The following is a 26,475-nucleotide window of genomic DNA, read 5'->3' on the forward strand; positions in this document are numbered from 1 at the left end:
GTTGTCTAGCTTATTGAGTGATTTAAGATTTTTGGAAAAAATGTTATGAAGATTTATCACTTTTGGTTTGGCAAAGGATTAGTGTAAATTGCAGGTGTTTAGGCTTGATGTAAACAAATTATGATTGTGTTCAAGTTTCAATGCATGACCTGAGACATGGGCATTTTCTGTTCCATTTCATTTTGAGGACTGAGATAAACAAGCTATTTGGTTGTCTGCGATAAGGATGCTATCGGTGTTTCCATAAGGGTGGGATTGTAAGACGCAACTTCGTAAAATGCAGGTTTGCTCTTATGATTTTGGTGAGGAGGATAAAAAAGTTTGAGAGGTGGAAAGCCTCTCATTTTGAATGATGTGTGAATGAAAGGGGTTTTCATTTATTGAAAAAGCATAAGCTCATAATTAGCAGGAGCGAGACGGAGTAAGAGAGCATCGTAAAACCAAGCCGCAGATAAGCTGCCGAAAAGAAAAACAACCAAAGCAATGACTATTATTGTGTTTTCTGATATTGTTCCTCCTAGCCCTCCTAGTATACTCCCCACAATAAAAAAGTAACGATAAAGCCGATCCGAACGCTAGAAAGTTTAATACGGCAAGAATCGGACCACGAAAGAACAAAAGAAAAAGAAAGATGAAAAAAATCAATATGTTGAATATTATACGCGTTATCGTTCTTAGAATGCGCTGTTTTGTGTGCGGGGTTTCTTCCTTTATGTCTTGTGTGTTTGCAGGTGTCGTGTCCATTTCCCCCCTCTCATTTTTTAAGCTCAATCCTAAAATTATTGCTCGCTTTATTGTGTCTTTTTACAAAAGGCAAAAAAAAATTTTCAAAATCATCACACTTTCCTTTTATTTCCATAAGAGAGGAGACATCAGTCAATTCATCATATAGTTTGGGAGGGGAAAAGAGATTTGCTCATATTATGTCGTCAAGGATAGAAAGAACATCTTAAAATTAAGACATTTTAAACCTTTTGGGGAAAATACAAGAGGCAGTGACGAATTGGTCTAGATTCGATAATTGAGGGTATTTTTCATTGGGGAAAAAGCATGACGACGCTACAATCGCTTTTACAGACATATCGTGAGGAAGCGCGTACCGAACGGGATAAGGGGACGTATTTTGAGCGTTTTGCTCTTGCTTATCTGACCCATGACCCTCTCCAGTCTCAGTGTTATGAAAAGGTTCAAACTTTTAAAGATTGGGCACATGAAAATGGCCATGATGGTCGTGATACCGGTATTGATCTGGTGGCAAAGCTTCGTCATGAAGATGGTTTTGCAGCAATTCAATGTAAATTTTATGAGGAATCCTATCGGATTAAAAAAGCAGATATTGATAGTTTTATTTCTGCATCAGGGAAAGAACCGTTTCAGCGGCGTGTGATCGTAGATAGTACACTAAATGCTTGGACTGACAATGCTGAAACAATGATACAGGGGCAAAAAATTCCCGTTACACGGATCAATCTTTCCGATATGCAAAAAAGTCCAATCCGTTGGGAGACTTTTGCAGCTAGAGGCACCATTGCGCTGGAGGGTAAAAAGAAACTCCGTCCCCATCAGGGGGAGGCATTGCGTTTTGTGCGTGCGGGGCTTGCTCAGGCTGATCGGGGTAAGCTCATTATGGCTTGTGGGACGGGGAAGACATTTACCAGTCTTAAGATTGCTGAGGATTTAGCCGGTCAAGGAAAGTTTGTTTTGTTTCTTGTGCCCTCCTTGGCACTGATGTCACAGACGGTGCGTGAATGGACAACTGATGCTGAAATTGATTTACGTTCCTTTGCGGTTTGTTCTGATACACAAGTGGGAAAGCGTCGTAAAAATACGCATGATGTTGCTGAAATTGATGTGTTTGATCTTGCTTTTCCGGCGACAACCGATGCGGCAAAACTTGCAGAACAGGCAAAGAAGAGTGTTGCAGATAAGATGAGCGTGGTGTTTGCAACCTATCAATCTCTTCAGGTGGTTTCTGATGCGCAGAAAAATTATGGTTTCCCAACATTTGATCTTATCATTTGTGATGAGGCGCACCGTACAACAGGTGCAACGCTGGTGGGAGAGGATGAATCCAATTTTGTTAAGGTGCATTCCAACGATATTATTCGTGCCAAGAAACGTCTTTATATGACAGCGACACCACGCATTTTTGGTGATAATGTAAAAAGTCGTGCACATGAAGTGAATGCCGTTCTTGCTTCGATGGATGATGAAAAGCTGTTTGGCAAAACACTTTTTTATCGGGGTTTTTCTTGGGCTGTACAAAATAATCTTTTAACGGACTATAAGGTTATTGTTTTAGCAATGGATGAAAAACTAGTAAGTTCCGCTGTTCAAAAGCGTCTTAGTGATGACAAGTCTGAGCTTGTTTTGGATGATGCCACGAAAATTATCGGCTGTTATAAGGCGCTGACAAAACAAGATATCAAGCCTGATATTGGCACGGATCTCTATCCCATGCATCGTGCTTTGGCGTTTTGTAAAACTATTCAAAGTTCTAAAGTAGTTCGCGATGAATTTTCTGCGGTTGTTAAAGAGTATCTTGAGTATACGAAAGAGAACATCGAAAAAGAGCCATTTCTAAAATGTGAAGTGGAACATGTTGATGGCACTTTCAATGCCAAAGATCGTGGTGCTCTTCTTGATTGGTTAAAAGCTGAGAGCGGGGATGATGTTTGTCGTATTTTGACCAATGCTCGTTGTTTGTCTGAAGGGGTCGATGTTCCAGCTCTTGATGCTATCATGTTTTTAAATCCACGCAAGAGTCAGATTGATGTTGTCCAATCGGTTGGACGGGTGATGCGTCGCTCTGAGGGTAAAAAGATGGGGTATGTTATTCTGCCAATAGGCATTCCCTCTGGGATTCCAGTGGAACAAGCTTTGAATAACAATGAAAAATATCGGGTTGTTTGGCAAATTTTAAATGCTTTGCGTGCGCATGATGATCGTTTTGATGCGACAATTAATAAGGCATCTCTAGGGCAAGATATCAGCAATATGATTGAGATTATTGGGGTGACACAGAGTACTGAGTTACAAGCTGTGACGGCCGTTGTCGACAATCTTCCGGTTCGCTCACAACCAGCACGATCGGGCATTGGAAGTCCTGAGCGTGATTTCCTTTTTACAGATGAGAACAAAGGGCAACTTTCCTTCTCTGTGGATGAGCTTTCGCGTGCGATCATGGCAAAGATCGTTAAAAAATGCGGTACGCGTGATTATTGGGAGGACTGGGCGAGCAATATTGCGGAAATTGCTAAGAATCATATCACGCGCTTAACAGGGATTCTGGCAGAGCCAGACACGAGGGCGCGTCAAGCTTTTAACCAGTTTTTAGCAGAACTGCGTGATGACTTAAACAATACGATTACAGAGGCTGATGCGATTGAGATGTTGGCACAACATATCATTACGCGTCCTGTTTTTCAGGTGTTGTTTGAAGGCTATCAGTTTACGCGTGAAAATCCTGTCTCGCGTGCTATGCAACAGATGCTTGATGTGCTTGATGAAGCCAATCTTGATAAGGAATCCAAAGATCTTGAGAAATTTTACGCCAGTGTAAAATTACGCGCTAGTGGCATTACCGATCCACAAGCAAAGCAGAGGTTAATTATAGAGCTTTACGATAAATTTTTCCGTTATGCTTTTCCACGCACGGTCGAAAAACTAGGCATTGTTTATACCCCCGTTGAGGTGGTGGATTTTATCATTCATTCTGTCAATGATGTTTTAGAGCAAGAATTTGGCCAAACGCTTGGTTCTTCGGGTGTGCACATCATGGATCCGTTTACCGGAACGGGGACTTTTATCACACGGCTTTTACAATCAGGCTTGATAAAACCAGAAGAAATGAAGCACAAATTTTGTCATGAAATTCATGCCAATGAAATTGTGCTTTTAGCCTATTATATTGCAGCTATTAATATTGAGACAACTTATCATGGTTTGATGGGCGGTGATTATGTTCCCTTTGAGGGAATTTGTCTGACCGATACATTTCAGCTTTATGAACAAGATAAAGATTTGATAAGTGATTTGTTGGTGGCTAACAGCACCCGCAGGTCACGCCAGAAGGAGCTCGATATTCGTGTTATCGTGGGCAATCCTCCTTATTCTTCTGGACAAAAAAATGAAAACGACAATGCACAAAATATTGGCTATCCAAAATTGGATTGTCGTATTCGTGAAACTTATGCTGCTCAATCTAAAGCGAGCAATGTTAATGGACTTTATGACAGTTATATTCGTGCTATTCGTTGGGCAAGTGATCGCATAAAAGACTGTGGTGTGATTGGTTTTGTGACAAATTCAGGTTTTATCAATGGATATTCTACGAATGGCTTACGAAAAGAATTGAGTAAAGAGTTCTCGAGTCTTTATGTTCTCAATTTGCGGGGTGATATTCGTAAAAATATTTTGAGTAAAGGGCGTGCGCAAGAAGGGCAAAATGTTTTCGGTAGTGGCAGCATGACAGGAATTGCGGTGACGCTGTTTGTTAAAAATCCCAATGCCACAAGACCTTGTAAAATTTATTATCATGATATTGGTAATAATCTCACGACAAAAGAGAAACTCTATGAGCTTAAGCGATTGGGCTGCATTAGTGGTATCAAGAATGAACATGGTTGGCAGATGATTACACCAGATGAGCATGGCGATTGGTTGAATCAGCGCAACAGTGATTTTGAGAAATTTTTAGCCTTAGGTGATAAAAAGGGTAGCAATAAAAAGCTATTTAACACTTTTTCTCGTGGTATACAAACTGGTCGTGATGCTTGGGCAAATAATTCAAGTTGTGAAACTCTAGCCAATAATATGAGCAATATGATTTCTTTTTATAATAGTGAAGTCCAGCGTTTTAATGTTGCGTATGGACATTCTAACCGCAAAGTGCGTGCAAATGCTGTAAATGATTTTGTCAATACAGATGCTAAAAAAATCAGTTGGAGCAGTGGTCTTAAAGAAGAATTAGTAAGAGGGAAGTTTTTCGAGTTTAAAAGTGATTGTTTAGTTCAGAGTCTTTATCGTCCTTTTACACGACAGTGGCTCTATTATAATCGCGCTTTTAATGAGAGAATATATCAAATGCCACGGATATTTCTGATGAAACAAGCGTTTGAAAATAGGGTGATACAAGTTACAGGAGTTGGAGCAAGCAGTGGTTTTTCTGTTCTTATGACTAAGAATTTGTCTAATCTTCATACAATGGATACTGGACAATGTTTTCCACGGTATGTTTATGAAGATTCTGAGTCTTTAGGAGGTAAAAAGGAAGATCAGGTTCATTTATTTGCAAATTTTGCAGAAGGCAGAAAAAAATCTGGTTTACAGCGGCGTGATGCACTCACGGATGAAGGGTTGGCATATTTTAAAGCAGCTTATCCTGGTGAAGTAATTACAAAAGATGATTTGTTTTATTATGTTTATGGAATTTTGCATTCTGAGGATTACTGTGCGCGTTATGCGCATAATCTGTCTAAAGAATTGCCACGGATTCCAACGGTCAAAAAAGTAGAAGACTTTTGGGCTTTTGTGACAGCGGGGCGAAAGCTTGGTGATCTGCATATGAATTATGAAGAGGTTGAGCCCTATCCGGTGACCTATAAACAAGGTGATCCAAAAACTTGGGTGATTGCTGACGCGGAGAGTTTTTATCGTGTTCAAGCGATGAAATTTGCGGGTAAGCGTGGGGCTATTGATAAAAGCACTGTGGTTTATAATAGCAATATTACGATGCAAAATATTCCTCTTGAAGCTTATGATTATGTGGTCAATGGCAGGCCTGCTCTTGAATGGGTGATGGAGCGGCAGATTGTCAAAACAGATAAGGCAAGCGGCATTGTTAATGATGCTAATCGTTATGCTGTTGAGACGGTGGGTAATCCAGCTTATCCTTTGGAATTGTTTCAACGGGTTATTACGGTAAGCTTAGAAACCATGAAAATTGTGCGTAATCTTCCAAAATTGGAAGTGCGAGAAACTGAAAAGGTTCAGTTGTCCGAAAAGGTTCAATTGTCCATTGTGCGGTAAAATGAGAGTTTTTGGGGGCGGTGATAAAACACTCTTCTTTAAGGGAGTGTGATCCAAGTCGGAACTATCATCCACTGTCCCCAATTTTGCGATGAGCCCTTGGCACTTGAGACTTTTCATAAGAGGCATGCTATTTTGGGACAGTTTTATGCTACGCAGGTTCTCTTTTCCTGTGATGTGCAAACAAAACAGTTTTGATTGATTCAACAGAGAATAGATTTGAAAAGAGGGAATTTTACGGTATTTAAGGCTCTTCTTTTAAGATGAAGAGGATTTGTCTTGGTGAGAATAAAATATCCTGCGCAATAAGACAGCTAAAATTTTGATACATGAGTTTTAGCAACAGGAGTTTTAGCAACAGGGGTGAATATTCTCAGGTGAAGTTTGTTTATCGCACTTTATGAGCGTAAATCCTATAAATGGGGAAGTCGAGCAGAGCTTGTTTAGAGAAAGTGGACTGTTTACAAACCATTGCTGATAGGAATCTTTCTCTTTTGAGATGCGGGGATGAAGTTATAACTCTCATGCAATCTGTCTTTTGAGCGGGTGTGATTGGAAGTGAGTAGGGGGGCGCATTAGACAAAAATCTAGACTGTTATTGTTTATAGATTTGTGGGGAGAAAACCAAATAAAAAGGGATCTTAGAAAGGGAAATGATTTAAAAAAAGATTGCTATGAAGTGTGTGGGATGTTTGTGGTGGTGTGCGTTTTGAGCTTATTTCTATCTATGATCTAAAATGCTCTCATGAAGATGCTTTATAGAATAAAGAGATTGTTGTTCATCTATTGACTTATAATGATCGTTTAATGTTTTCTCTGTTGAATGAAAAATCTAAGGATCATAAATTTTTCTCATTTTAAATTTATTAAAATTACTTTCTTGCATGTCATATGAGATTGGCATGTTAGTGTTTAAAAAGGGCGTAAAGCATGCCCCTTACCGATCGTTCCAAGTGGCTTAAGAGTTATTGTCATATGAGGAGCGGGCAAAATATAGGATGGGGTGGTTTGCATTTTTTATGAAACGTAAAGAGAGGGCGATAGATCTCTATAACAACTTTGGAGATCTTATAGCTGTCTGGGGAGTTTTATTTACAAGAGCTGTTTTTATATTAAGCATGGTATATATATGTGTGGGATAATGTTTGGGATGTAAGAGATGTCTCGGGATGAATGTGTAAGATAGTGATACGTTTCTTGGAGTGTTCTGCTTTGTATGAGGGGAAGCTTTGTTGTGCTTTTATGGCGGTAACTCGAGGGGTATGGAGAAGACACTAGGAAGTGGTCAAAAGGCAGCAAGGTCACAAGAGTAAAGGACTAGGAGGAACAGATCAGAAGGCGGTTCTGATATAGACTTGGAGCGTTTTAATATATTGGATTATAAGAATGCGGGCTTGCTTAATCTGTTGTATTGTACTGTCAGCATCACTCTTTTTCACAGGGTAAGCAATGAAATGGATATCGGGCATGAGATATTTAAGTTCACGCATTGAGCGCCATATGTGGTAATCATGGGTGACAATATAAAGGGTTTTATAGTGGTGCTTTTTAATCCAAGCGGCGCTTTCTTCGGCGTTTCCTCTGGTGTTAACTGCTTGATGCCCAATATCAATACAACAGGAGATAAGCTGTGGGCTAATATGCATATTATGCATAAAACCCCTTAGATTGGTTGAAGTGTTTACACCACTGATGAGGAGTCGTGAACCAAGTCCTTTTTGTAAGAGATGAAGTCCTGTTTCTATTCGGTGTTCTCCGCCTGTAAGCACGATGATGGCATCGGCTTTGGGAAGAGGCGTTGGAGGGAAAAGCCGTTCGGTTTTTTCAGAAAAAATAATAAAACCACCCCAAAAAATGAAAACAATGACCGCAAGAGTAAGGGTTGTGGGTGGAAAATAGCGAAATAAACAGCGGGGAGACCAGCTATGGAGCTGTTTTGAAATAGGACGTTCTAAATCGTGTTGCATCAATGAGTTGGAGCTGTTGTGAGTCATAAAATTAAAATAAACCGTTTTCACATTGATCAATTTTTTTCAGTTGCGCTAAAATAGTCATGCGGTTTGTCAAAGTGGTGAGAAAAGAAACAAAAATAATCAGGAGAATAATTTTTCCATAAGGAATGGAATTTATGGAAATATGTCCAAATAAAGCGGTTACTTGGCTAGCTTCTGCTTTTCCTAAGTTATAATTTGTCCAAAGACAAAGGGACGAAAACAGAAATATACTTGTGATACCACCATATAAAGCACCGCGCAGAGCAGTTTTAAAAAAATGCCAGTCAAATTGACGCGCAATGAAAAGAGTTTCAGTACCAAGAAAATATAACACATTGATAATATGGGCATTTTCTGCCAATGCATTGCGCGTGGCAAAAATGATGGTGAGGATAAGAGAGCCTAAAACCAATGCTAAAATTGAAAAACCAATGAAAACAGTGGTGTATGCCATGGTTGCAAAACGATGGACCCAAACACGGTGATCATCAAATTGACCGCCTGGAATTTGGGTTTTAATGGCATGATTGATGGCGGGAAAATTGATTGTTTCATCTTCTTTTAAGGTGACAATGATAAGGCGGGGAAGGGGCAATTCGTTTAAATTAAAACCTGTTCCAAGCCATGGTTCGAGTAACTTTTCGGTGGCGTTTTGGTCAACAATTTTTGCATCTTGTACACCAGAAAAGGTTTTAACCAATGTTACTGCATCATGAAGTGCTTTGTTGATATCAACATTGTCAATGGGGCGTATTTGTATTGTGGCTTCATAGCTAATTTGATTGCTCCAATTTTTGGCAGAGCGCTGGATTAAATCAACACCAATTAAGGTGAGGCTTGAGAGAAATGTCATAATAGCAATCACGGCAACCAGCGCTTGCCCAGAAATGTTGCTACTGGGAATAATCGCCGTTGTGTTTTTTTTATTGCTGGTAAAAATGGAGAAAAATTTATTCATGAATCGTCATCCGTCCATTATGGAGAAGCATACGTCGTGCTGCAACTTGTTCCATTAAGGCGATATCATGGGTGGCAATGATTACAGCCGTTCCAAAACGGTTTAATTCAATAAACAAACGTAGCAGGCGTTTTGCTAAGGGCGGATCGACATTTCCTGTTGGTTCATCCGCAAGAAGGATTTCAGGCTGATCAATAAGCGCGCGCGCAATGGCGACTCTTTGTTTTTCCCCACCGGAAAGAACCGGTGGTAAAACATGAATCTGATCCCCAAGACCTACCCAACAGAGAAGATCTTCTACTTCACTGCGGTAGGTTGCTTCTTCTTGCCCTTTAATGCGTAAGGGCAAAGAGACATTTTCATAAGTGGTCATGTGGTCAAGGAGACGAAAATCTTGAAAAACCACACCAATACGTTGTCGCAGAGCTGGGAGCTCTTGTCGTTTGAGTAAAGCTGTGTCTGTTCCAAATAAATCAATATGACCACGCGTTGGTTTGAGTGCCAAAAACATCAGACGCATCAATGATGTTTTACCCGCTCCAGAGGCCCCCGTGAGAAATTGAAATGAGCCAGCAGGAATATGAAAGCTAATATCGCGAAGGACCTCTGGGCCCATTCCATAACGCAGACCAACATTTTCAAAATGAATCACTTTTTGTTCTTACTCCTGATTTTATCTTGTAGCATTTATTCTAAAAATTTTTTCCTTTTCATTGCGTTAGGCTTTTGCTGTAAGCTTGTTCATTTTAAATTTCATGGCTTTTTCTGCGCTTTTGTTATCGATAAATATTCTTGCTCAAAAATATTATTATTTATACTTGCTCTTTCTCCCTTTATTTATGATTTTAGCAGGAAATTCAAAGTGATTCTAGTATAAACATCAGAATTATCTTTCCTTCTTCTCCAGAGACTTTTTTGCATTGAGGAGGCTTGAAACCATTAAAAAGGCAATTTTAAAAAGCTCAGTTGCTCTTTTTATCTTATTTTCTTAATTCATATGCATATTTCCATGAAGAGCATATTCCCATTTGGAATTTTTTCTTCTCATCGGTGGTTTTCATAACAATGTCGAGATATTTGTGCGAAAAACAAAAACCACCGTATATTGTATTTTGTCGTCTTTCTTTAATCTTGTCGATTGGCAATCAGATCTTCAACAACTTGTGGTTCGGCAAGGGTTGAAATATCTCCTAAATTATCGAAATTATTTTCAGCAATTTTGCGTAAAATACGTCTCATAATTTTTCCTGATCGCGTTTTGGGAAGTTGCGGAGCAAACTGAATTTTATCCAAGATAGCAATGGAGCCTATTTCCTTTCTGACATGTTGAATAAGCTCTTTCCGCAATTGGTCACTGGATGTTTTGCCTTCCATGAGAGTGACAAAACTATAAATTCCTTGTCCTTTAATGGGATGAGGGTAACCAACAATAGCGGCTTCTGATACAGCAGGGTGCAAAACAAGGGCAGATTCAATTTCCGCAGTTCCTAACCTGTGCCCTGAGACATTGAGAATGTCATCAACCCGTCCTGTAATCCAATAATAGTCATCGCTATCGCGCTTACAGCCATCGCCTGTAAAATATTTTCCTTTATAGGTGGAAAAATAGGTTTGAATAAAACGCTCGTGATCCTTATAAAGCGTGCGCATTTGTCCAGGCCATGAATCGCTGATACAAAGATTGCCTTCTGCTTCACCTTCTAAAACATTGCCTTCAGCGTCAACGATTTGGGGGTAAACACCAAAAAAAGGACGTGTGGCTGATCCTGCTTTGAGGGGTATTGCTCCAGGCAAAGGTGTAATCATATGTCCCCCTGTTTCTGTTTGCCACCATGTATCGAGAATTGGACAATGATCATTGCCAACAGTGTGATAAAACCATTCCCATGCTTCTGGATTAATTGGTTCACCTACGGTTCCTAGTAGACGTAAGGAAGTTCTTTTCGAGCGTTCAACAAATGAATTTCCCGCTCCCATTAAGGCGCGGATAGCGGTTGGTGCCGTATAGAGCGTATTGACTTTGTGTTTGTCGACAATTTCCCAAAATCTTCCCTTATCAGGAAAGGTTGGTGTGCCTTCAAACATTAAAGTGGTTGCACCGTTGCATAAAGGTCCATAAACTAAATAAGAATGCCCCGTAATCCAACCAATATCGGCTGTACACCAGTAAACTTCACCCAGATGATAATCAAAAACATATTTGTGGGTCATCGCGGCATAAATAAGATAGCCCGCTGTGGTATGCAAAACACCTTTGGGTTTGCCTGTAGAGCCGGAAGTATAAAGAATAAAAAGCGGATCTTCAGCATTCATGGGTTCTGCTGGACAGTCTGTTTTGGTATGAGCGATTTCTTCATGATACCAAAAATCACGTCCCTCTACCCAATCAATTGGTCCACAAGTTCGCCGTATGACCATGACTTGGTCAACATACACATTTTGACGGGCAGCAATCTTAATGGCATGGTCAACATTGTCTTTTAAGTTAATTCTTTTGCCTCCACGCAAGCCGTGATCAGCGGTAATAATGAAGGTTGATTCACAGTCAACAAGGCGTCCTGCTATCGCCTCAGCAGAAAAGCCTGCAAAAATAACCGAATGAACAGCACCAATGCGGGCACAAGCAAGCATGGCATAGGCTGCTTCGGGAATCATGGGAAGATAAATGGTTACTTTATCCCCTTTCTTAATGCCACGACTTTTCAAGAGATTGGCAAGACGACAAACATGTTCATAAAGCTCGTGATAGGTTATTTTTTTATCATGATAGGGATTATCTCCTTCCCAAATCAGAGCGATTTTATCTCCATGGTTTTTCAGGTGGCGATCAATGCAATTATAGGCAACATTTGTTATTCCATCCTCGTACCATTTAATTGATACATCATCATTAAAAGACGTATTTTTTACTTTTGTAAAAGGTTTAAACCATTCAATACATTCACCGTGTTTTGCCCAAAAGCTTTCTGGATCATTGATGCTTTCTTGATACCATTTTTGATAAGTTTCTTCATCGATGAGAGCATTTTTTTTAATATCATCTGATATTGGATAAATTTTTTCAGACATAAGTTCCCTCTTTTCATTTATTTATTGTAGAGAAAATGAGCCATAGTATCTTTAGGCAAAACTTCCCCATAAGCTTTTCATTTTGAGGGTAGATTAAATGACAAAGATTGGAATAGTCAATTTTAAAATCTGATGTGATAATATTGAAGAGCGTATTTTATGCTTCTTTAGGATGCTTAAATGCGGCAGAGCCTATTGTGGTAGAGAGCTTTTTATAAAAACATTAAAGACATTAAAAAAATATCATATAAAAAAGAAGGGAAAATGAGAGTGTTTTTTAAGAATAAATTTAATAAATATTAATATAAATAAAATTATCTACATAAAATATCAGAAATAGAAATATAATTCCTATAAATAATCCTATTATTATAGATAGTTTTTAATTTCGTACAAAAAATAATTTGATAATATTCGTATAGATAGATAAAAATAAAACAATAAAACATTATTACAATTTCATAAATGAATATTTATTATAGCAAAATCATGACTATAAAATGCAATCCATAATAAATATCTCTGAAAACTATGTTATCCATAGCTATCAGACAGTTATTTTACTCTTATTAAATAAATGCTTCTCAGGCTCCTAACTTCAGAGATATCTTGCTTGGTTATTATCTATAAATTAAAATAATACTTCTTGAGTTTACTTGTGACACTCCTTGGCTGTAGAGAAAAGATCTGCAACTGCTCCTCTTCCATAGGCTGCTGTTACAGCTGCTTTTATAGATCTTGATATTTCCGGAAAAACAACATTTGCCAATCCAACGCCTACCGTTGTTGCACCTGCACTAAAGAGTGCATCTTTACTTGAATTCGAGATATAACCACCAGTATTATATTCTCCCCAGAAATTTATTACACCATGTGAAGCATGTGATAAACTTGAACTGCCCATTTTAATCCTCTCTTCCGTATAAGAATGGACTGTTATCATAAAACCCCTTTCGAAGCCCACTGTGTTATGCAAAATTTGTGCAATGGGCGCCAACTTGAATTATCTCTATTAAAAACAGTATAAAAAAATAAATTTTAAAAATGACAATAAAAATTCTGTATAAATAATAAATATATTATGTATAGATAAAAATATCATTTATAATATTTAAAAAATATAAGAATAACATCATTGTTTTTTCTTAATTAAATTTTAAGTTTATAAAAATTGCACCTGATATTTTTTTTTGAGTTATAATTTTATAATAAAGAAACATATTTATAATTGAACTCCGTTGTGTTGTTATTGTGTGTATGTGTGAATGGGGTTAATGCCTTTTTTAGCAATTGTTGGTTGCCTCTTGCTTCTTGCAGTGTGAAAAAAGTCTCTGCGCTATCGCGTTGTCTTTATGATTGCTATCATGTTATTTAGCACTGTTTTTTATGTTCGCTTTGGCATTTGAGGTGCTTATTGTGCTCAAGTGACTTAGTAAGAGAATTGAAGTGCTATGTTGATAGATCTAAGCTTCTTTTGGCTTACTTTACGTTATTGGTATGTGGAGAAATTGTTTACGCGTGTTGAGGAAATTAAGAGAATTCTTGGTTTTTAATGGAAATTATTACGATAATCGTTTTGAATGTTTTTTTTGCGATTATTTATTCTACGACAGTTTTTTTCATTTATGCGCAACGCACCTATTATTATTTTACTTTTATATTCAGGTATATTCAGGAGCTCTTTTTTTAAAGGTGCTTTTGGTGGAGTGGTGATCAGAGGGGGCGAAGTAGAGCCAAGGTGAAGAACCGTGAAAATTAAAGCAGAGCTGTTTTGAAGCCATGTTATGGGTTAAGGATGTGCTGGTGAGAAGTTTAGGAAGAGCAGTTTTTTTGTTCCTTTTACTTATGGGATGAAAGAGAAACGGGAATTTTTCTGTTAGAGTTGTGCTTTTTTGAGTTTGAGGGAAATATCTTTCTTATTCCTGTTGTTTTTTGCTTGTTCGTAGAGTTTTCAAGGGGAATTTATATATGGGAGGAAATTGCTTTACACAGGGCGCTTGCCAAATAAAGCAGAGCCAATGCGAAGGACATTCGAGCCAAATTGTAAAGCTGTTTTAAAGTCATTAGACATGCCCATGGAAAGCTTTGGGAGTTCTGCTTGTTTTGCGAGTTTTGCTAAGAGGGCGAAATAGGGACCAGGATTTTCCTCGATAGGGGGGATGGCCATCAGACCAATGATATCAAGTCCATAGTTGTTTTTGCATTGAGAAACAAAAGGGGCTACTTCTTGTGGGGCAACACCACTCTTTTGCGGTTCTAAGCCAATGTTAACCTGAACATAGCAGGGAAGATGTTTTTGTTGTTTTTGCATTTCTATACTCAAAATTTTGGCTATTTTTTCACGATCAACCGTTTGAATGACATCAAAAATTTTAACAGCTTCAGCGGCTTTATTGGATTGTAAGGGACCGATGAGATGAAGTTTAATATTTTCAAATTGTTGACGTAATCCCAGCCATTTTTGTGCTGCTTCTTGTACACGATTTTCTGCAAATTGAGAGTGACCGGCTTGCAAAAGGGGACGTATATCATCAGTAGAAACAGTTTTTGAAACAGCGATAAGTTCAACTTCTTCCACGGGGCGTTGTAGCTCTTGACATAGTGTTGCAATGTCTTTTTTAAGGTTTTGCAATGCTTCAGTGGAGGAAGCTTGGGGGAGCGTGTGTGTATCCATATTTTTGTGCTTTACCGTTTTTATTCAAGTATTATTCAGGGGTTGGTTATTTTTATAAAATACTTAGGGAAATATTGCACGAAAATGTTGACGATGAGGTTAATCCATGGTCAAGCATAATAAAACAAGTTTTTGGTTTAGTTTTATTAAAAGAGTACCATGGGAATGACAATTGAGCATTATAAGATAGGTGAACGCTATAATCCACGTGCGAGAGAAAAAAAATGGCAAGAAATTTGGGATGAAAGGAAAATTTTTCAGACTGTAGGGGAAAATTGCCGTAAAAAATATTATGTTTTAGAGATGTTTCCTTATCCATCAGGCCGTATTCACATGGGACATGTGCGCAATTATGCTATGGGGGATGTGGTGGCACGCTATAAACGCGCGAAAGGTTTTAATGTGCTTCATCCTATGGGCTGGGATGCTTTTGGGATGCCGGCTGAAAATGCTGCTTTGCAAAGTAAAGTACATCCTAAAACTTGGACCTATGAAAATATTGCCGTCATGCGTGGGCAATTAAAGCAATTAGGGCTTTCACTTGATTGGGCGCGTGAATTTGCAACGTGTGATGTGGACTATTACCACCGCCAACAAATGCTATTCCTTGATTTTTATCAAAAGGGGCTGGTGGCGCGTAAAGTGGCTAAGGTCAATTGGGATCCCGTTGATCATACTGTTTTGGCCAATGAACAGGTTGTGGATGGACGGGGGTGGCGTTCTGGGGCGTTGGTGGAACAACGTGAATTGACCCAGTGGTTTTTCAAAATTAGTGACTTTAGTGAAGATCTCTTGGCAGGGCTTGAAGAACTGGATCAATGGCCAGAAAAAGTGCGCACAATGCAAAAAAACTGGATTGGAAAATCCCAAGGTTTGCTGATTCGTTGGGCTTTAAAGGCAACAGCTGATGATGCAAGGGATGCTCATGATGTTTGTGAGCCATTTAATGAGGTTGTTTGTTATTCAACGCGTCCTGATACCTTGTTTGGTGCTTCCTTTTTGGCTCTGTCTGTTGATCATCCTATTGCACAATCTCTTGCAAAAAAAGACAAAACCTTGGCGGCTTTTATTGAAAGTTGTCGGAGTGGTGGAATGACAACTGCAGCTCTTGAAACAGCGGAAAAACAAGGATTTCGCACATCGCTTGTGGCGGTGCATCCTTTTGATTCAACAGTGCATATTCCCGTTTATATCGCTAATTTTGTGTTGATGGACTATGGAACGGGGGCTGTTTTTGGCTGTCCAGCCCATGATCAGAGAGATTTTGATTTTGCGCGTAAATATGATCTTCCGATAAAACCAGTGGTTTTGCCAAAAGGAGAGCAAGCAGAAAATTTTGTTATTGCTGAAACACCTTATGTTGGTGATGGGGTGATGATTAACTCTCGCTTTTTAGATGGTTTGACACCCCAACAAGCCTTTGAAGAAGTTACCAAAAGGCTTGAGGGGCAAGTGCTCAATGGGCAACCACAAGGAAAAAAAACAGTGCAATTTCGATTGCGTGATTGGGGAATTTCGCGTCAACGTTATTGGGGCTGCCCCATTCCGATGATCCATTGTAAAACGTGTGGCGTTGTGCCTGTACCACGGGCTGATTTGCCGGTTATTTTGCCTGATGATGTTACTTTTGATCAACCGGGGAATCCTCTTGCACGGCATGAAAGGTGGCAAGCTGTTGCTTGTCCTTCCTGTGGTCAAATAGCCAAACGTGAAACCGATACCATGGATACTTTTGTGGATTCTTCTTGGTATTATGCACGCTTTACGGCTCCTTTTGCCGCAGAACCTGTTGAAAAACAAGCAACCACTGAATGGCTACCTGTGCAACAATATATTGGTGGAATTGAGCATGCGATTCTCCATCTTCTTTATGCGCGCTTTTTTATGCGTGCTATGAAATTGGTTGGTCATGTGAGTGTGGATGAGCCTTTTAAGGGGCTCTTTACTCAAGGGATGGTGGTGCATGAAACCTATCGCGATGATCAAGGATGGGTTTCTCCAGCAGAAATTTCGATTGTTGAAAAAGATGGAAAACGGTGTGCTTATAAATTGACAGATCAAAGCGAAGTGATGATTGGTTTGATTGAGAAAATGTCAAAATCAAAAAAGAATGTCGTTGATCCTGATGATATTATTGCATCTTACGGCGCTGATACGGTACGCTGGTTTGTGTTGTCCGATTCTCCCCCTGAGCGTGATGTCATCTGGACAGAATCGGGTGTTGAAGGTGCGCATCGCTTTGTCCAGCGTGTTTGGCGCCATGTGGCGTTGAGTGCTTCTGTTTTAAAGGATGTGGCCCCTTGTGCGGGGCATCAGGGAGCGGCTTTAGATCTGTCAAAGGCAGCGCATCGCACGCTCCACGCTGTCGAAGATGATTTAGAAAAATTTGCCTTTAATCGGGCTATTGCACGCCTTTATGAATTCTTGAATATTATGGTACCTTTGTTAAATAAGGTGGCAGATGTTGAGGATGAAATGAAGGCCGCTTTACGTCAAGCTATGGATTTTTTCCTTGCCATGATTGCACCTATTATTCCGCATTTAGCGGAAGAATGTCATGCGGCTTTAGGGGAGAAAACTTTAATGTCTGAACTTGCTTGGCCTGTTTATGATTCCGCATTGATCGTTGAAGAAAGCTATACTTTGCCAGTGCAAATTAATGGCAAAAAACGTGGTGAGGTCACCGTTGCTGCAACAGCGAATGAGACCATGATTAAAGAAGCGGTTTTGGCTTTAGATTTTGTACAGATGCAGCTGGGCGAAAAACCTATGAAAAAAATCATTATTGTTCCACAAAGGATTGTGAATGTCGTTCTTTAAAAGTTTTATTCTTGTCGTTTTAGCGGGTGTCTGTTCCCAGTTGTATGGGTGTAAAGTTGAACCACTCTATCGTCAAGAGTCGCAGAGTTTAAGCGCAATGAATTCTGCTGTTTATGGGTACTCTTCTGAGCAAGCTTCTTTGGGGCTTGCACAAAAGCTTAGCTCTATTGTTGTGGAAGAGCCTTCGGATCGTTTTGGACAAATGGTACGCAATCATCTGCTGTTTTTGTTGTATGGAAAGGGGGGTAAACCTTCTCAACCGGCTTATCAATTGGCATTGCAGATATCCTTCTTGACAAGAGAATCGATGCAGATAGACGTTGATTTTGAGAAAAAAAGAAAGGGACGACCTTCTGTTGGAACTGTTATGAGCAAAGCTTCCTATACCTTGAAGGATATGAAAAATAGGCCTGTTGCAAAAGGAACAGCAATAATGAATGCCTCTTTTGAGCGACTTCGTCAAGAATATGCAACGATGCAAGCAGAAGAAGATGCAAAAAAGCGTGTAGCAGAAGAGCTTGCTGAACAGATTTTTTTATTACTTTCTAGAGATCTTTCCAATAAAACTTCTCGTCCTTAGGCAATCTTTTGTCCTGTCTTTTGCCAATCGTTGAGAAATATTTGCAATCCTTTATCTGTAAGCGGATGTTTGACGAGGGCTTTTAAGATTGCGGGTGGAACTGTTGCAACGTCAGCACCACTTAGGGCTGCTTCTTTGACATGGTTAACGGTGCGGATTGAAGCGGCTAAGATTTGTGTTTTACAGTTATAGTTATCATAAATTGTGCGAATTTCATGAAGGAGTTCACTTCCATTTAGTCCGCAATCATCGAGTCTTCCAATAAAAGGCGAAACAAAGGTTGCACCTGCTTTGGCCGCAAGTAAAGCTTGATTGGCAGAAAAACAAAGGGTGAGATTTGTTTTTAGTCCTTCTGCTGTAAGGGCTTTACAAGCTTTTAATCCATCTAGAGTTAAAGGAAGTTTGATGCAAATATTATCAGCAATCTTTGCTAAAACAGCCGCTTCTTTCATGATGTTTTCAAATTCCGTTGCGGCAACTTCAGCAGAAACAGGTCCACTAACGAGAGAACAAATTTCTTTTGTCACTTCAAGAATATTGCGTCCTGATTTTAGAATAAGAGAGGGATTGGTGGTCACACCATCAACAAGGCTTAAATTCTGTAATTCTCGGATTTCTTCAATATTGGCGCTGTCCACAAAAAATTTCATCTCTAGCCTCTTCCTTTTAGCTTTTTATTTAAAGCTTTTCACATTTTATCTTGCTTTTTTGTTATGCGCTATTGTTGACAGCAAAAGCAAGAGGAAGAATGAACATCTCTATAAAAATAGGAATGCAAAAAAGGATGCCATGGTGTTCATCATGCATTTGCTTTCTGTAAAGAAAGATTTCGTATTTTTTCTATGCCTATTTCATGGCGTTGCTTGTCATAAGACGTAGGATTCATTGCACATGAGCATTTTTGTGTAGTGGCATCTTTGCATCGTGATTGCTTTATATTTATGGAAATAAGCGAGCATTGTCGCACCCTTTGCTCATTTTCCATTGGTGATTACTCTTGATATTTGAGAATTTTATAAGATGCCTTCCTTATCTTATGGGACATTTTATTTCGATTGTCGCATGTCAGTGAATGGATATTTTTGTGTCGTAAAGTATCATTAAAGAGGATATGCGTTTTACATGTGAAGTTTTCCTGCGTTTAAAGAATTTTTTATAATAAAAAAATTCTCATATTGAGCGTTTTTATGACGATATGTAAAAATGATTTATTTTTATGAATCAATATGTTGATGATAAGTTGAGATATGAGGTGGAAAGAAAATAAAAGTGTTTATGTTGGGCGTGAAATTACAATTATGGGATCGCTAAGGAGTGCAGTGATGATAGTGATTAATGTTGTGTTGAATGCTTAATCGTGATGGGTTTTATTTGCACTGGAGAGTAGCATTGTTTGTTTGCTATAGAGGATGAGATTGGTGTTTTTGTAATGGAATGCGTATTAAGAATGATTCTTGTGAGAAGCTTATTGTGAAAGGGAAGAATGATTGAAGCTCACACTGAATTTATAAATGAATTTTATAAGAGTGTTTAAAAATAAGGTGTGGACCTGTTGGTGCTCAAGATAATCGTAGACAAGACGATCTTAGACAAAAGGATTGTAGAAAAGGATTGTAGATAAGGGGGAGATCATAGATTGGTTAAAAAGGTGAATTCAAACATGATAGAGGAAAAGGTTGTATCTGTCTTGGTTCCTCTTCCTGTTGCGCATGCTTATAGTTATAAAGTTCCGGATTCTATGGAAGTGGAAATTGGTTCTTTTGTTCGGGTTCCGGTGATGGGGCGCGAGCTTTGCGGTTTTGTTGTGGATATTGGGGAGAAAACAAAGGATGGGCAAGGAACTGCTTCGGTGGCGCGTGAAAAATTACGCTTTCTTTTACATGTTTTTGATTGTCCCCCATTAAAGCTAGAAATGATCAAATTTTTGCGGTTTGTTAGCCGTTATACAATGACGCCTTTCGGTCTTGTTGCACGATTGGTTTTGTCCGTACCGGCTGCTTTAGAGCCGGAAGCGCAGATGCTTGGATTGCGCTATTGTGGGGGAGATGTGGAACGCTTCACACCAGCGCGGTCACGGGTTTTGGAATTGGTGCGCAGTGAGAAGATATGGACACGTTCTGGTCTTGCACATGCGGCTGGAACTTCTGTTTCTGTTGTTGAAGGTTTAAAAGCACTAGGAATTTTTGAAGATGTTAAGGTTCCTGCTCCTGATCTTGTCGGTATGCCCGATCCTGATTTTTGTCCTCCTCAGTTGCAGGGCGCACAAAGTGAAGCAGCAAAACTGTTGCGGGAAGGTGTTTTATCTTCTCAGTTTCAAGTTTTTTTGCTCGATGGTGTGACGGGCTCTGGAAAGACAGAAGTTTATTTTGAAGCGGTTGCTCAAGCCTTCAAAGGGGGTAGCCAAGTTTTAATTTTATTGCCAGAAATTGCTTTAACACAGCAGTTTTTAGATCGTTTTTATGCACGCTTTGGCGCTGCGGCAGCAGAATGGCATTCCGATTTGACACCACGTCGTAGAGAACGTGTCTGGCGGCAAGTTGCAGAAGGGCGGGTGCGTGTCGTTGCGGGGGCCCGTTCGGCACTTTTCCTTCCCTTTCATGCGCTTGGCTTGATTGTTGTCGATGAAGAGCATGATAGCGCTTATAAACAGGAAGAGCGCATTTTTTATCATGCGCGTGATATGGCTGTTGCACGGGGCTCTTTTGAGCATTTTCCTGTTATCTTATCCTCAGCAACACCGTCGATTGAAAGCCAAGCCAATGTTTTAAAAGGGCGTTATCAAAAGGTGCATTTACCCTCCCGTTTTAAAGAAGTTTCCCTTCCACAGTTGCGGGTCATTGATATGCGCCAAGGAGGAGTGCAAAAGGGACGCTTTATTTCTTTTACCCTTGAAAGAGCTTTAAAACAAACACTTGAGAAAGGCGAGCAGGCGCTCCTTTTTCTTAATCGCCGTGGTTATGCGCCTTTAACTTTATGCCGAGTGTGTGGACATCGTTTTCATTGTAGCGATTGTTCAAGTTGGTTGGTCGAACATCGTGCGCAAGGACAACTGAAATGCCATCATTGTGGCTATCATCAATCCCTTCCAGAAGCCTGTCCTGAATGCGGAACATTAGACCATCTCGTAGCTTGTGGACCGGGTGTGGAAAGAATTGCAGAAGAAACAAAAGGGATTTTTCCCCAAGCGCGCTCATTGATTCTTTCAACAGATCTTAAAGGGGGAATTGGGCAGTTGCGAAGTGAATTGCAAGCCATTGCCAATGGCGATGTGGATATTATTATTGGGACACAGTTGGTCGCTAAAGGACATCATTTTCCCAAGCTCTCTCTGGTGGGGGTTATTGATGCTGATCTTGGTCTTGCCAATGGCGATTTACGTGCAAGTGAACGTACTTTCCAGCTGCTTTCTCAAGTGACTGGAAGAGCAGGGCGGGTGGGGTTGGAAAGTTTAGGACTATTGCAAACCTATCAACCGGATCATCCGGTCATAAAAGCCTTACTTTCATGCAAACCAGAAGATTTTTACACACGGGAGATTACAGCACGTCAACAGTATCATTTGCCCCCTTATGGGCGTCTTGCCTCTTTGATTGTGTCTGCACAACAGCGTCAAGCCGCGGAACATTATGCGCGGGCCCTGCGTCAAGCTGCACCACGGGAAAAAAATATCTCGGTTATGGGCCCCGCAGAAGCGCCTTTAGCTCTGGTTCGGGGGCGTTATCGTTTTCGGCTTTTACTGCAAGGTCAGCGCTCTTTTGATATACAAGGGTTCATTCGGGCAATGCTGAGCAATAGTCCTAAAATGCCTAGTTCTGTTCGGGTCCAAATTGATATTGATCCACAAAGCTTTTTTTAAAAATAAAATTTCTCTCTCAAGTGGCTGGGAGAAGCAGGGCGGGTGGGATTGGAAAGTTTAGGACTATTACAAACCTATCAACCGGATTATCCGGAAAGCCTTACTTTCATGCAAACCAGAAGATTTTTACAAACGAGAGATTATAGTACGTCAGCATGATTATTTTCCCTCCTATGGCGTCTTGCCTTTTTGATTGTGTCTGCACAACAGCGTCAAGCCGCTACAACATTATGAGCGGGCCCTGCGTCAAGCCGCACCGCGGGGAAAAATATCTCAGTTATGAGAGGAAGTTATGAGAGGAACAGAGGTATCGTCCTTATTCGTACAACACATTGATTTATTAAGTTTTTCACCTTTTGAAGGTTACAAGGTGAGGCGCTCGTATGGCGTAAAACTTATCCAAGAAAGCTTGTTTCTTATGAATTGTCTCAAGTGTCAAGGGCGCAACATTGAGGAGTGTGTGAGAGCTGTTTGGTTTGCTTCTGATCAAACGTAAAGGTAGGGGGCTTTCATATGATTGTTTTAGCAAATCTTTCTCAGAAAGCTTGAATTCATTTTATGATGTTGCGTGTCAATAATGTAAACGCTTTGCATAAATGAAAAAGCCTTTAAAGGCTTCCCCATCTTTATTTCTTAAAGCCATAAATTGGCACCATTATTGAGCTTCTAAAAGCTCTTGATATCTTGAGAGTGTTTATAGAAAGCGTTTTTCTTTAATCGTTTGCTCTTTTGCTTATGCGGTCGAAAGGGAATGATTTTGATAAAAGGATTTGAAGTCATAAAGTCTTATGGTATCGGGGGGATTATCTTGTATGATAACATGATGCATTTTCTCATAAATCAATGCATTGTATTCTTAAAGTGTTTTTACAAAACAATATACTTTGGTAATATAGCAGTTTGTGAAACGTTTTAATAAAGAGTGGATATTAAGAGAAAAATGATCAATTTTTTCCTTAATTTTAAAGGGGATATCCATTATTATATCTTGCTTATACATTTGAAATAAAAGACTTTTGCAATTGCAGTCGCAGTTGTTTCTCGCTTCTCGCTAAAGCTTTTGTAGAGATAAGAGAGATGATTTTTAAAGAAGGACAGTTTTTTCTGATCTTGCTTTGTTTGAAGCAAAATTAAAGAGCGTGACTTTTTTACAGTATGTCAAAAAGGAGCATAAAAAAATCAGGATGCCACCTTGGAGATCTTAAAAAATCCTTTTCAAAAATATTTTGAATATTTTATTTAAAATTTTTAAAAAGCAGCCATTTGTGGTGTTGCGAGTCGGCTATGTCTATGCTAGAAACCGAATGGTTTTTGTTCTAGGTGTTAAGAAGAAGATTCTTAAGATTGAGAATGTCTGTTTCATTATCATCTGATAACTATCAGAGAGTCGCTCAAGGGAAAGAGGCGGTATTTCGTGTCGGATTCATTTTCTCTCATACCGCTGCCGTTGGTAGATCAACGCTACGCGCAAGCACTTTTTAATTGCGTTCAAGAAGCTAGAAACGTTGAAAAGATTGAAAAGGCAGTGGAAGATTTCTTGCTTGTCTTAGAGCAAAATGAAGATTTAAAGCACTTCGTGCTTAGTCCATTCTTTTCAGTCAAAGAGCAGATTAAGGTGATGCAATCTGTTTGTGAAAACATCAAGTTTGCTGATAAAGAAGCAGGGCTGATTATTGGTAATTTCTTACGCGTTATTGCAACAAACCGTAGGCTTAGTGCCGTATTTGGTATTTTACATGCCTTTCAGCGTTGCGTTGCACGCGCTCGTGGGCAAGTTACTGCGCAAATCATTTCTGCATGCCCCTTAAGTTCTCAACAAAAACAAGAGTTGTGTGAGACTTTGGAAGGTGTCGTTGGAGGAAAAGTTTTGCTACACATCACTGTGGATCCAACAATTCTTGGTGGGTTAATCGTTCGTGTCGGGGCGTTTCAAATTGATACGTCTCTTCTAACAAAATTGTCTTCGCTTAAGCTTGCATTGAAAAAAGAGGTCAGCTGATGGATATTAGACCATCTGAAATTTCAAAAATTCTAAAAGAGCAAATCAAAAACTTTGACCAAAAGGCTGAGGTTTCAGAAATTGGTTGGGTTCTCTCTGTGGGGGATGGTATTGCTCGTGTTTATGGTTTGGATAATGTTCAAGCTGGGGAAATGGTTGCTTTTCCAAATGGTGTGCGCGGGATGGCGCTCAATTTGGAAGTTGACAATGTCGGTGTGGTTATTTTTGGTTCAGATCGCGATATTCGTGAAGGGGATTGTGTCAAACGATTAGGCGCTATTGTGGATGTCCCTGTAGGGCCCGCTTTGCTTGGCCGTGTGGTCGATGCTCTTGGAAATCCTATAGATGGTAAGGGACCTCTTAAGGAAACAGAACGTCGTCGTGTTGATGTTAAGGCACCAGGGATTATTCCGCGTCAGTCTGTGCATGAGCCTATGTCAACCGGATTAAAAGCGATTGATGCGCTCATTCCTATTGGGCGGGGACAGCGTGAATTGGTGATTGGTGATCGCCAAACAGGAAAAACAGCGATTTTGCTTGATACATTTTTAAACCAAAAACCTTTTCATGAAAAAGGATCTGGGCGAGAGCAGGACAAAGTTTATTGTATTTATGTGGCGATTGGTCAAAAACGTTCGACGGTGGCGCAATTCGTTAAAGTTTTAGAAGAACGTGGCGCATTGGAATATTCTATTATTGTTGCGGCGACCGCTTCTGATCCTGCTCCCTTGCAATTTATAGCACCTCTTGCGGGATGCGCGATGGGCGAATATTTCCGTGATAATGGGCAACATGCTTTGATCGGTTATGATGATTTGTCAAAACAAGCGGTGGCTTATCGTCAAATGTCTCTTTTGCTTCGTCGTCCACCGGGACGTGAAGCTTATCCGGGAGATGTTTTCTATCTGCATTCGCGTCTTTTAGAACGGGCGGCAAAGTTGAATGCGGAAAATGGATCGGGATCTTTGACAGCTTTACCAGTCATTGAAACGCAAGCAAATGATGTTTCGGCTTATATTCCTACAAATGTGATTTCGATTACGGATGGGCAAATTTTCTTGGAAACCAACTTGTTTTATCAGGGAATTCGTCCTGCTGTAAATGTTGGTCTTTCCGTATCGCGTGTTGGTTCGGCTGCACAAATTAAGGCAATGAAACAGGTTGCTGGCTCTATTAAAGGTGAATTGGCGCAATATCGTGAAATGGCAGCTTTTGCGCAGTTTGGCTCTGATTTGGATGCATCAACCCAGCGGCTTTTGAATCGGGGAGCGCGTTTGACAGAGCTCTTAAAACAGCCACAATTTTCTCCACTCAAAACAGAAGAACAAGTGGTGGTTATTTTCGCAGGGGTGAATGGCTATCTTGATTCTCTAGCGGTTTCTGATGTTGCGCGGTTTGAGCAGGGGCTTTTGGTGCTTTTGCGGAGTGATTATCAAGATCTCTTAAAAGCAATTTCTGAGCAAAAGCAGATAACAGATGAGATAAAAGATAAGTTGATAACTGTTCTTAACACGTATGCGAAAAATTTTTCGTGATGAATTGATGGAATGCTTGAATGGCCTCATTAAAGGATCTTAGAGACCGTATCGCTTCGGTTAAAGCAACACAGAAAATTACCAAAGCTATGCAGATGGTTGCAGCAGCGCGGTTGCATCGTGCGCAAGAGGCGGCGCAATCGGCACGTCCTTATGCGAAGAGGATGGCCGATATTTTAACCAGTGTTGCGGAGGATGTGGATGGTGTTGATGCACCGGCTCTTATGCGTGGTACGGGGCGCGATGATGTGCATCTCTTGGTGGTGTGTACGGCTGAGCGTGGTTTATGTGGTGCTTTTAATGTGCAAATAGCTCGTCGTGCTCGTGAGCAGATTAAAGCACTGTTGACCACTGGTAAAATTGTGAAAATTATCACTGTGGGCAAAAAAGGTGCGGATATCTTATCACGTGATTACAAAAGTTTGATGATTGATCACATTGATTTACATGCTGTAAAGCGAATTGGTTTTGCCGAGGCAATGATGATTAGTCAACGCATTGTTGATTTGTTCAATGAAGGCGCTTTTGATGTTTGTACACTATTTTATTCTGAATTTGTTTCCGTAATTAATCAGCGTCCAACAGCTTTTGGCTTGATCCCAATGGGGACTCCAAAAGCAGCTGTTGAGGCAATAGATATTGGGGGACAGACAGAAGCTAAAGGTTCACAAGGGATTGTTTCTGAGGCAATTGTTTATGAATATGAACCTGATGCTGCTTCTCTTTTAGAGGCGCTTGTACCACGCAATCTTTCAGTGCAAATCTTTCGAGCTTTACTCGAAAATGTTGCTGGTGAAATGGGCGCAAAGATGACAGCTATGGACAATGCATCGCGTAATGCAGGTGAAATGATTAATAAATTGACGGTGGCTTATAATCGTCAACGTCAGGCACAAATTACGACAGAATTGATCGAAATTATTGCGGGCGCTGAAGCGCTTTAAATGGAAAAGGTAAGGA

General features: G+C 40.0%; 14 protein-coding genes and 1 pseudogene. 8 read left to right on the forward strand and 7 right to left on the reverse strand.

What is annotated here, in order from left to right:
• Positions 1–1,050 precede the first annotated feature (1,050 nt).
• Entirely contained in the window at positions 1,051–6,030 is a 4,980-nt protein-coding gene (locus tag PVV65_RS03930; RefSeq protein ID WP_273789292.1) for a type ISP restriction/modification enzyme, read from the forward strand.
• 1,331 nt (positions 6,031–7,361) lie between these two features.
• On the opposite strand, the gene PVV65_RS03935 is transcribed toward PVV65_RS03930, so the two are convergent.
• The 6 genes from PVV65_RS03935 to PVV65_RS03960 all read right to left on the reverse strand — a co-directional run bounded on the left by PVV65_RS03935 (position 7,362) and on the right by PVV65_RS03960 (position 14,725).
• Positions 7,362–8,024 (reverse strand): YdcF family protein, encoded by a 663-nt coding sequence (locus tag PVV65_RS03935; protein ID WP_273789293.1) that lies wholly within the window; start codon positions 8,022–8,024, stop codon positions 7,362–7,364.
• 4 nt (positions 8,025–8,028) lie between these two features.
• Positions 8,029–8,982, reverse strand: coding sequence for an ABC transporter permease (locus PVV65_RS03940; protein WP_273789294.1), 954 nt, complete (start codon positions 8,980–8,982; stop codon positions 8,029–8,031).
• On the reverse strand, positions 8,975–9,634 hold the full coding sequence (gene ftsE, locus PVV65_RS03945; protein ID WP_273754926.1) for a cell division ATP-binding protein FtsE: 660 nt from the start codon (positions 9,632–9,634) through the stop codon (positions 8,975–8,977). The genes PVV65_RS03940 and ftsE overlap by 8 nt, the downstream gene beginning before the upstream one ends.
• A 473-nt stretch (positions 9,635–10,107) precedes the next feature.
• Positions 10,108–12,051: an acetate--CoA ligase gene (acs, locus tag PVV65_RS03950; protein WP_273789295.1), complete on the reverse strand. Its 1,944-nt coding sequence runs from the start codon at positions 12,049–12,051 to the stop codon at positions 10,108–10,110.
• A 652-nt stretch (positions 12,052–12,703) separates the two neighbouring features.
• Positions 12,704–12,955 (reverse strand): hypothetical protein, encoded by a 252-nt coding sequence (locus PVV65_RS03955; protein WP_273789331.1) that lies wholly within the window; start codon positions 12,953–12,955, stop codon positions 12,704–12,706.
• A 1,080-nt stretch (positions 12,956–14,035) separates the two neighbouring features.
• Positions 14,036–14,725, reverse strand: coding sequence for a YggS family pyridoxal phosphate-dependent enzyme (locus PVV65_RS03960; RefSeq protein WP_273789296.1), 690 nt, complete (start codon positions 14,723–14,725; stop codon positions 14,036–14,038).
• Between the two features lie 165 nt (positions 14,726–14,890).
• Between PVV65_RS03960 and leuS the strand changes: the two genes are divergently transcribed.
• Both leuS and PVV65_RS03970 read left to right on the forward strand, forming a co-directional pair.
• On the forward strand, positions 14,891–17,545 hold the full coding sequence (gene leuS, locus PVV65_RS03965; protein WP_273789297.1) for a leucine--tRNA ligase: 2,655 nt from the start codon (positions 14,891–14,893) through the stop codon (positions 17,543–17,545).
• Positions 17,532–18,125 (forward strand): LPS assembly lipoprotein LptE, encoded by a 594-nt coding sequence (locus tag PVV65_RS03970; protein WP_273789298.1) that lies wholly within the window; start codon positions 17,532–17,534, stop codon positions 18,123–18,125. Before leuS ends, PVV65_RS03970 begins: the two co-directional genes overlap by 14 nt.
• Here PVV65_RS03970 and fsa read toward each other — a convergent pair.
• On the reverse strand, positions 18,122–18,775 hold the full coding sequence (gene fsa / locus PVV65_RS03975) for a fructose-6-phosphate aldolase (protein ID WP_273789299.1): 654 nt from the start codon (positions 18,773–18,775) through the stop codon (positions 18,122–18,124). The two genes, PVV65_RS03970 and fsa, sit on opposite strands and share 4 nt — an antisense overlap.
• Before the next feature lie 998 nt (positions 18,776–19,773).
• Between fsa and PVV65_RS03980 the strand changes: the two genes are divergently transcribed.
• The 5 genes and pseudogenes from PVV65_RS03980 (at position 19,774) to PVV65_RS04000 (ending at position 26,459) form a co-directional block, all read left to right on the forward strand.
• Entirely contained in the window at positions 19,774–21,981 is a 2,208-nt protein-coding gene (locus PVV65_RS03980) for a primosomal protein N' (protein WP_273789327.1), read from the forward strand.
• 27 nt (positions 21,982–22,008) lie between these two features.
• Positions 22,009–22,263: pseudogene (locus PVV65_RS10005) on the forward strand (primosomal protein N'); the annotation flags it as partial.
• A 1,132-nt stretch (positions 22,264–23,395) separates the two neighbouring features.
• Entirely contained in the window at positions 23,396–23,980 is a 585-nt protein-coding gene (atpH, locus tag PVV65_RS03990) for an ATP synthase F1 subunit delta (RefSeq protein ID WP_273789300.1), read from the forward strand.
• Positions 23,980–25,515: a F0F1 ATP synthase subunit alpha gene (gene atpA / locus PVV65_RS03995; RefSeq protein WP_273754934.1), complete on the forward strand. Its 1,536-nt coding sequence runs from the start codon at positions 23,980–23,982 to the stop codon at positions 25,513–25,515. The genes atpH and atpA overlap by 1 nt, the downstream gene beginning before the upstream one ends.
• A 20-nt stretch (positions 25,516–25,535) precedes the next feature.
• Positions 25,536–26,459 (forward strand): F0F1 ATP synthase subunit gamma, encoded by a 924-nt coding sequence (locus PVV65_RS04000; RefSeq protein ID WP_273789301.1) that lies wholly within the window; start codon positions 25,536–25,538, stop codon positions 26,457–26,459.
• Positions 26,460–26,475 lie beyond the last annotated feature (16 nt).

This window comes from Bartonella sp. ML70XJBT (assembly GCF_028618425.1).
In the GTDB taxonomy this organism is placed as follows: domain Bacteria; phylum Pseudomonadota; class Alphaproteobacteria; order Rhizobiales; family Rhizobiaceae; genus Bartonella.

Bases quoted from the DNA above. Each gene is read 5' to 3' on its own strand.
- PVV65_RS03955 (WP_273789331.1), bottom strand. From the start codon at position 12,955: ATGGGCAGTTCAAGTTTATCACATGCTTCACATGGTGTAATAAATTTC.
- leuS (WP_273789297.1), top strand. From the start codon at position 14,891: ATGACAATTGAGCATTATAAGATAGGTGAACGCTATAATCCACGTGCG.
- PVV65_RS03930 (WP_273789292.1), top strand. From the start codon at position 1,051: ATGACGACGCTACAATCGCTTTTACAGACATATCGTGAGGAAGCGCGT.
- acs (WP_273789295.1), bottom strand. From the start codon at position 12,051: ATGTCTGAAAAAATTTATCCAATATCAGATGATATTAAAAAAAATGCT.
- PVV65_RS03935 (WP_273789293.1), bottom strand. From the start codon at position 8,024: ATGACTCACAACAGCTCCAACTCATTGATGCAACACGATTTAGAACGT.
- PVV65_RS03940 (WP_273789294.1), bottom strand. From the start codon at position 8,982: ATGAATAAATTTTTCTCCATTTTTACCAGCAATAAAAAAAACACAACG.
- PVV65_RS03960 (WP_273789296.1), bottom strand. From the start codon at position 14,725: ATGGATACACACACGCTCCCCCAAGCTTCCTCCACTGAAGCATTGCAA.
- PVV65_RS04000 (WP_273789301.1), top strand. From the start codon at position 25,536: ATGGCCTCATTAAAGGATCTTAGAGACCGTATCGCTTCGGTTAAAGCA.
- fsa (WP_273789299.1), bottom strand. From the start codon at position 18,775: ATGAAATTTTTTGTGGACAGCGCCAATATTGAAGAAATCCGAGAATTA.
- atpA (WP_273754934.1), top strand. From the start codon at position 23,980: ATGGATATTAGACCATCTGAAATTTCAAAAATTCTAAAAGAGCAAATC.
- PVV65_RS03970 (WP_273789298.1), top strand. From the start codon at position 17,532: ATGTCGTTCTTTAAAAGTTTTATTCTTGTCGTTTTAGCGGGTGTCTGT.